We start from the raw sequence: 5,806 nt of genomic DNA on the forward strand, positions 1-5,806 counted from the left end.
CGCCTGCTCCACGAGCTGGATCTGGTCGACTCGCGGCCCTCTCGGTACGGGTCGTCCTCGTCGGCCGAGGAAGACGACGTGGTCGGCTTGGTCTTCACGATCCTGCTTCCGATCGCGATGCTGGTCATCGCGTTCGCCGACCGCTACACCGTCTGGCGCCTGGTGACCAGCCGCTTCAACCGCACGGGCTCGATCACGACCACCGAGCCGCGCCAGATCCTGCAGTACGCCGCCCAGCGGTTCCGCACCCTGCTGACCCGCTACTCCGCACCGCAGGCCTACGAAGCCGTCGACGACCACCCGGAGCCGGGCCCGCCCGCGGGAATCGTGGTGCACCGCGGCTACGAGCCGTTCGTCGGCGCGGGCAGGCGGCACCGGCCCTGGTCGGTGGCCGCCCCGCTGCTGCCGCAACCGAACGGCGGCGGCGCCCGCCCACTGTCGACGGCCACGCTGTACGACGCGGTGGTGGCCGAGATCAGCGACCTGCACCGGGCCACCGCCATGACACCCGGCGGCAGGCTGAGCAGGCTGACCGTCGAGGAGGAGATCGTCGTCTCGGCCACGGAGCTGATCGACCACCTCGGGGACCACACGAAGCCGTTCCTGGAGGACACCCCGTACCCGCCGTACACCAAGCTGAGCGCCCGCCGGGTGCGGGAGATCAGGGACAACCCGATCGAGTGGGCGCGGTACTACCGGTGTTTCCGGGTGGAGACCTGGGACCGGGATCTGGTCCTCTCGGTGTACCTGCATGTCGCCCTCGACGACTCGACGCTCTACGTCGAGTGGACCCCGTGCGTGCTGCTGCCGATCAAGGAACGCTTCCAGCGAATCGACCGCGAGTCGATTTCCCCAGCCCGACCGTTCGTGCAGGCCACGGCGGATGTGCTGGCCCTGCTGGTCGCCTCGCCCGGCAAACTCGTCTCGACACTGACGTTCCTCCGCCCGCTGCGCGCCGACCCCGGCGTCATCGACCCGGACCGCTACGGGTCGCTGCGGAGCCTGCGCGAACTGGCGGCCGACGACGGCGTGCACAACTACTTCCAGCTCGCCGACGTGGACCGGTACCTGAAGATCTTGGAAAGCAGGCTGGTGCTGGCGGTCAGCAAGCTGCTCGCGGACGCGGGGTACATCACCGCGTCGTTCGAGTCGCAGGCGGCGGCGGTCATCCAGAACAACGTGCACATCGGTGGGTCCGTCACCGGGAACGTCGTCGCGGGCATGGGGAACCTGATCGGGAACGTTCCCGGTCCGACACCGGGGAAGCAGACATGAGTTCCGAGAACAAGATCAACGTGGGCGGGAACGTAGGCGGGCACGCGGTCGCCGGGGACTCGAACGTGGTCGGCGACCACCATGGCGTCCATGGCGTCGATCCCCAGCTGCCCGCGCTGCTGCGTGCGCTGCGGGATCTGTTGGCCGCCAACGCCTCTCAGGTGCCGGACTACGACTTGGTCGTCCACGACATCGACGCGTTGACCACCCAGACGGAGAACCCGGAGGCGAAGCCCGCGGTCGTGAAGTCGCTGTGGAAGCGGATTCGCGAGGCCCTGGCGGGGATCGTCGGAGCCACGGGGACGCTCGCGGCGGTGGGGACGAACGTCAACGAGATCAACGAGGCGATCACCGGGGTGTTCGGCTCGTCCTAGTTCGCCGGCTCTACCCCCGGCGTGCCGTGGCGAAGCGGGGGCGGCCCGCCAGGTCCTCGTGATCGTGGACGTCGGTGAGGACCCGTCGCGCTCCCAGCAGGGCGGGCACGGAGTCGCCGTGGGTGTCGTCGTGTTCGATCGCCACAGCGCCGTCGATGCGCAGGAGTCGGGCCGCCGTGGCCACCACGCAGCGGATGACGTCCAGGCCGTCGGTTCCCGAGAACACCGCGTGGGCCGGGTCGTGCTCGGCCACTTCCGGCGGCACGGCGGTGCCCGAGGGAACGTACGGCGGGTTGCACAGGACCAGGTCGACTTGGCCGTCCAACTCGCTGAACAGCGTCGGGTCGGTGACGTCTCCGGCGTACAGGCGCGCGGGGGTGTCGCCTGCCGCCGCCCTCGCGTCCGCGTTGCGGCGGGCCCAGGCAAGGGCGGTGTGGTCGATATCCACGGCGTGCACGACGGCGTCCGGACGGGCGTTCGCGGTGGCCAGGGCCAACACGCCGGAGCCGGTGCACAGGTCGACGACGATCGGGTTGCGCTTGCCCTCCAGCGTCGCCAGGCCCCAGGCGAACATCAGCTCGGTCTCCGGCCGCGGGACGAACACGCCGGGGCCGACGCTGACGCCGATGGCCCCCATCCAGGCCGTGCCGATCAGGTGCTGCAGGGGCTCGCGGCGGGCTCGGCGGGTGACCAGCTTGCCCAGGGCGTCCACGACCGGCGGGTCGACCAAGGGGACCATGGGGAGCTTCCCGCGCTCCACGCCGAGGACGTGGGCGGCCAGCAGTTCGGCGTCGTTTCGGGGGGTGGCGACGCCCGCGGCCGCGAGGATGCGCTCGGCTTCCAGGATCGCCACGCGGAGGGGTTGCCTGCTCATAAGGGTCACCCTGTCACGCCTTTCGGTGGATCACCCGGATGAGTGGGCGGCGAGTCGTTCGTTGCGGTCGGCGTCGAAGAGCGCGTCTAACACGGCGTCCAGGTCGCCGTCGAGGACGGCGTCGAGGTTGTGGGCCTTGAAGCCGACACGGTGATCCGAGATCCGGTTCTCCGGGAAGTTGTACGTGCGGACCCGCTCGGAACGGTCGACCGTGCGGACCTGGCTGCGGCGCGCGTCGGAGGCGACCTTGGCGGCCTCCTCCTCGGCGGCGACGGCGAGGCGGGCGCGGAGGACCTGCATGGCGCGGGTCTTGTTCTGCAGCTGCGAGCGCTCGTTCTGGCAGGACACCACGATGCCGGTCGGAAGGTGCGTGATCCGCACGGCCGAGTCGGTCGTGTTGACGCTCTGGCCGCCCTTGCCCGAGGAGCGGTAGACGTCGATGCGGAGGTCCTTGTCCGGGATCTCCCCGACCTCGGACGTGTCCTCGATGTCCGGGTAGACGAGCACACCGGCGGCGGAGGTGTGGATGCGGCCCTGCGACTCGGTCGCGGGCACCCGCTGCACGCGGTGGACGCCGCCCTCGAACTTCAGCCGGGCCCACACGCCCTCGGGGTCGGTGCCCTTGCTCTTGATCGCGACCGTGGCGTCCTTGACGCCGCCCAGGTCGGACTCGGTGCTGTCGAGGACCTCGGCCTTCCAGCCGTGCCGCTCCGCGTAGCGCAGGTACATCCGCACCAGGTCGCCCGCGAACAGGGCGGACTCCTCGCCGCCCTCCCCGGACTTGACCTCGAGGACCACGTCGGAGCCGTCGTGCGGGTCGCGCGGGAGCAGCAGTTCGGTGAGCTTGGTTTCCAGCTTCGGGATGCGCGCGGCGATCGCGTCGGCTTCCTCGGCGAACGTCGAGTCCTCGGCGGCCAGCTCGCGGGCGGCCTCAAGGTCGCTGCGGGCGCCCTCCAGCTCACGCAGGACCTTCACCGCCGGGGTCAGCTCGGCGTAGCGCTTGCCCAGCTTGCGGGCCCGGTCCTGGTCGGCGTGCACGGCGGGGTCGGCGAGAACCGCCTCCAACTCGGCGTGCTCACCGAGGAGTTCAGCGAGGTTCGAAGCGTCCACCGTGCACCTTCCCAAGGCCGAAAATAACCCGAACATGGCGACGGCGCCCGTCCCGCGAGCGGGAGGGCGCCGTCGGCGAAGCTACTTCGCGGCTTCGGTCTTGGAGCGCTTGCCGTAACGCGCCTCGAAGCGGGCGACTCGGCCACCGGTGTCGAGGATCTTCTGCTTGCCCGTGTAGAACGGGTGGCAAGCCGAGCAGACCTCGACGTGGATGTTGCCGGAAGACTTGGTGCTGCGGGTGGTGAACGCGTTTCCGCAACCGCAGGTCACGTTTGTGGACACGTACTCGGGGTGGATCCCGTTCTTCACAGTCGTCGCCTCTCATAGGTGGCCGCCGGGTCCCCGCCGTGTCTGGGGTGAACCGGAGCCGGACTCGACCTAACAGTGTGCCAGATGTGCTGACGGTCGTTTCAACGCGGGCCGGGACCAGCCTATTCCGCCGCTCGTCGCACGTCAGAGACCTCCGAACGCACGTAGCGATCCATTCACCGAACGTAGTTTCCAAGGCCCGGAAATCCGTCGCAGACTGTCGGCGTGTTCTTCACGGTAGGCAGGCCATTGTCCGTCTCCCTGTGGTTGACGGCACCGTTGCTGTTCGCGGTCTCGGTCCTCGGACTGACCGCGATCGGCGGCATCCTGCTCGCCGCGTCCTGGCAGGTCACCCTGTCCAGCGCGCTGTGGGGAGGGGCCGCCGCCATCACCGCCGTCCTGGGCGGCGCGGTCGCCTGGCGCTCCCGAGAACAACGGATGATGCTCGCGATCCCCTACCCCGTGACGCTGCTCCTGACGGGCTTGGCGCTGGACGACGTCACGGTGCCGACGCAGTGGGCGATCGGCCTGAGCGTGCCCGCGATGCTCACGCTGGTGTACCTGTGCGGGCGCCGATCGTCGAGACGAACGAACGCCACTCGGTAGCCGGGATGCGCAGGTGGGGGCCGGTGGCGTTCTTGGAGTCCCGCACCAGCACAGTCGGCGCGACCGCGACCTCAACACAGTTCGCGTCATTGCCGCCCACGCTGGAGCCGCTCTTGCGCCACATGGCAACCTCCTACAGATCCCGCTCGACACGGCGGATCAGCTCGACCGATGCCACAGGATCGAGCGCCACGGAACGAATCCGGTCGAACGCCAGATTACAGGGCCGAACCTGGTCCTCCTTCTCGATGCGGAACGCCCCGGCCACGTTCTCGACATAGGCGAGATCGGGGGCCCGGTCGAACTTGAGCACCGTGAACGCGCCTTCCATCCCGACGTGGAACCCGCAGTCCGCAGGCACGACCTGCAGGTTCACGTTCGGGAGCGCCGAAACCTCGACCATGCGGTTGAGCTGCTCTCTCATCAACTCCGGCGAACCCACCATCCGCCTGATCACGCCCTCGTCGACGACACATGCCAGATCAAGCTGGTCATCGCCCGCTCGAAGCCTTTCCTGCCGGATCATCCGGACCTTCACCCAGTTCTCGATGGTGCGCGGATCCGACGAGTAGTACCGGCTGACCGTCCGCACGTATTCCGCGGTTTGAAGCAACCCGGGAACGTGCGTGATCTCGAATGTCCGGATGCGAGTGGCTGCCGTTTCCAAGACCACATAGCCGCGTGAAGAAACTCCGTAGGCCTGCCACCAGCCCTTTGTCTTGCGAGCCGCCCTGATCTCTTCCAACCAGGGTTCCCAGTCGTTCACCGGGATGCCGTAGAGGTCCAGAAGGTACTTGGCGAGCGGGATGTCCGGGGCGACCTCGCCGTTCTCGATCCGGCTCAAGCGCCCAGTCGAGATCTCCAGCCGCTTCGCGACTTCCGACGCCTTGAAGCCGGCCTCGCCTCTGAGATCGCGCAGCTTCTTGCCGAGCATCCGCCGTTGAAACGGCGGTGACTGCTGCGTACCCACCGGAGCCCCTTCCGCACTGTGCGTACATGATCCCGAGTGGAGGATCGAAAGCGGAACTTCCGCTTTCGACGAGCTGCCACGCTCGCGCGCATCAGAACGGAGCCGGTTCCGGGACAACGGTTTCTGGGACAACACTGTCGGGATGCGACTGGGCGGAACTGGGTGAGGGCATGTCGTAGTCGATGAGTGGTTCTTGGTCGACGGCGTGGTTCTCGCCGGTGGGTGTGGTCCAGACGAACAGTCCTGGTCGGGTTTGTTTGAGGCGCCAGCCGGGTTGGTCTTTGAGTT

The 5,806-nt window shown here is 68.3% G+C and carries 7 protein-coding genes and 2 pseudogenes; 3 read left to right on the forward strand and 6 right to left on the reverse strand.

From position 1 onward, the window contains the following. Positions 1 to 1,275 (forward strand): annotated as a pseudogene (locus tag ACRDSQ_RS00990) (hypothetical protein); the annotation flags it as partial. Continuing rightward, a complete protein-coding gene (locus ACRDSQ_RS00995) occupies positions 1,272 to 1,649 on the forward strand; it encodes a DUF5955 family protein (RefSeq protein WP_431417938.1) in 378 nt (125 codons plus the stop codon). The pseudogene ACRDSQ_RS00990 and the gene ACRDSQ_RS00995, both read left to right, overlap by 4 nt. Before the next feature lie 10 nt (positions 1,650 to 1,659). On the opposite strand, the gene prmC is transcribed toward ACRDSQ_RS00995, so the two are convergent. The 3 genes from prmC to rpmE form a co-directional block, all read right to left on the reverse strand. Further along, complete coding sequence (gene prmC, locus ACRDSQ_RS01000) at positions 1,660 to 2,523, reverse strand: peptide chain release factor N(5)-glutamine methyltransferase (RefSeq protein ID WP_431417939.1); 864 nt, start codon at positions 2,521 to 2,523, stop codon at positions 1,660 to 1,662. A 30-nt stretch (positions 2,524 to 2,553) separates the two neighbouring features. Continuing rightward, a complete protein-coding gene (prfA, locus tag ACRDSQ_RS01005; RefSeq protein ID WP_431417940.1) occupies positions 2,554 to 3,633 on the reverse strand; it encodes a peptide chain release factor 1 in 1,080 nt (359 codons plus the stop codon). 81 nt (positions 3,634 to 3,714) lie between these two features. Then, positions 3,715 to 3,942 (reverse strand): 50S ribosomal protein L31, encoded by a 228-nt coding sequence (gene rpmE, locus ACRDSQ_RS01010; RefSeq protein ID WP_431417942.1) that lies wholly within the window; start codon positions 3,940 to 3,942, stop codon positions 3,715 to 3,717. 225 nt (positions 3,943 to 4,167) lie between these two features. Between rpmE and ACRDSQ_RS01015 the strand changes: the two genes are divergently transcribed. Next, on the forward strand, positions 4,168 to 4,548 hold the full coding sequence (locus tag ACRDSQ_RS01015) for a hypothetical protein (protein ID WP_431417943.1): 381 nt from the start codon (positions 4,168 to 4,170) through the stop codon (positions 4,546 to 4,548). Here ACRDSQ_RS01015 and ACRDSQ_RS01020 read toward each other — a convergent pair. From ACRDSQ_RS01020 to ACRDSQ_RS01030, 3 genes and pseudogenes are all read right to left on the reverse strand, one after another. Further along, positions 4,490 to 4,672 (reverse strand): DUF397 domain-containing protein, encoded by a 183-nt coding sequence (locus tag ACRDSQ_RS01020; protein WP_431417945.1) that lies wholly within the window; start codon positions 4,670 to 4,672, stop codon positions 4,490 to 4,492. The two genes, ACRDSQ_RS01015 and ACRDSQ_RS01020, sit on opposite strands and share 59 nt — an antisense overlap. Before the next feature lie 9 nt (positions 4,673 to 4,681). Further along, the gene (locus ACRDSQ_RS01025) at positions 4,682 to 5,518 is read right to left on the reverse strand and encodes a helix-turn-helix domain-containing protein (RefSeq protein WP_431417947.1); all 837 of its coding nucleotides are present in this window, start codon (positions 5,516 to 5,518) and stop codon (positions 4,682 to 4,684) included. A 91-nt stretch (positions 5,519 to 5,609) separates the two neighbouring features. Continuing rightward, positions 5,610 to 5,806, reverse strand: a pseudogene (locus tag ACRDSQ_RS01030) (hypothetical protein); the annotation flags it as partial.

This window comes from Actinokineospora sp., assembly GCF_050699995.1.
Classification (GTDB): Bacteria; Actinomycetota; Actinomycetes; order Mycobacteriales; family Pseudonocardiaceae; genus Actinokineospora.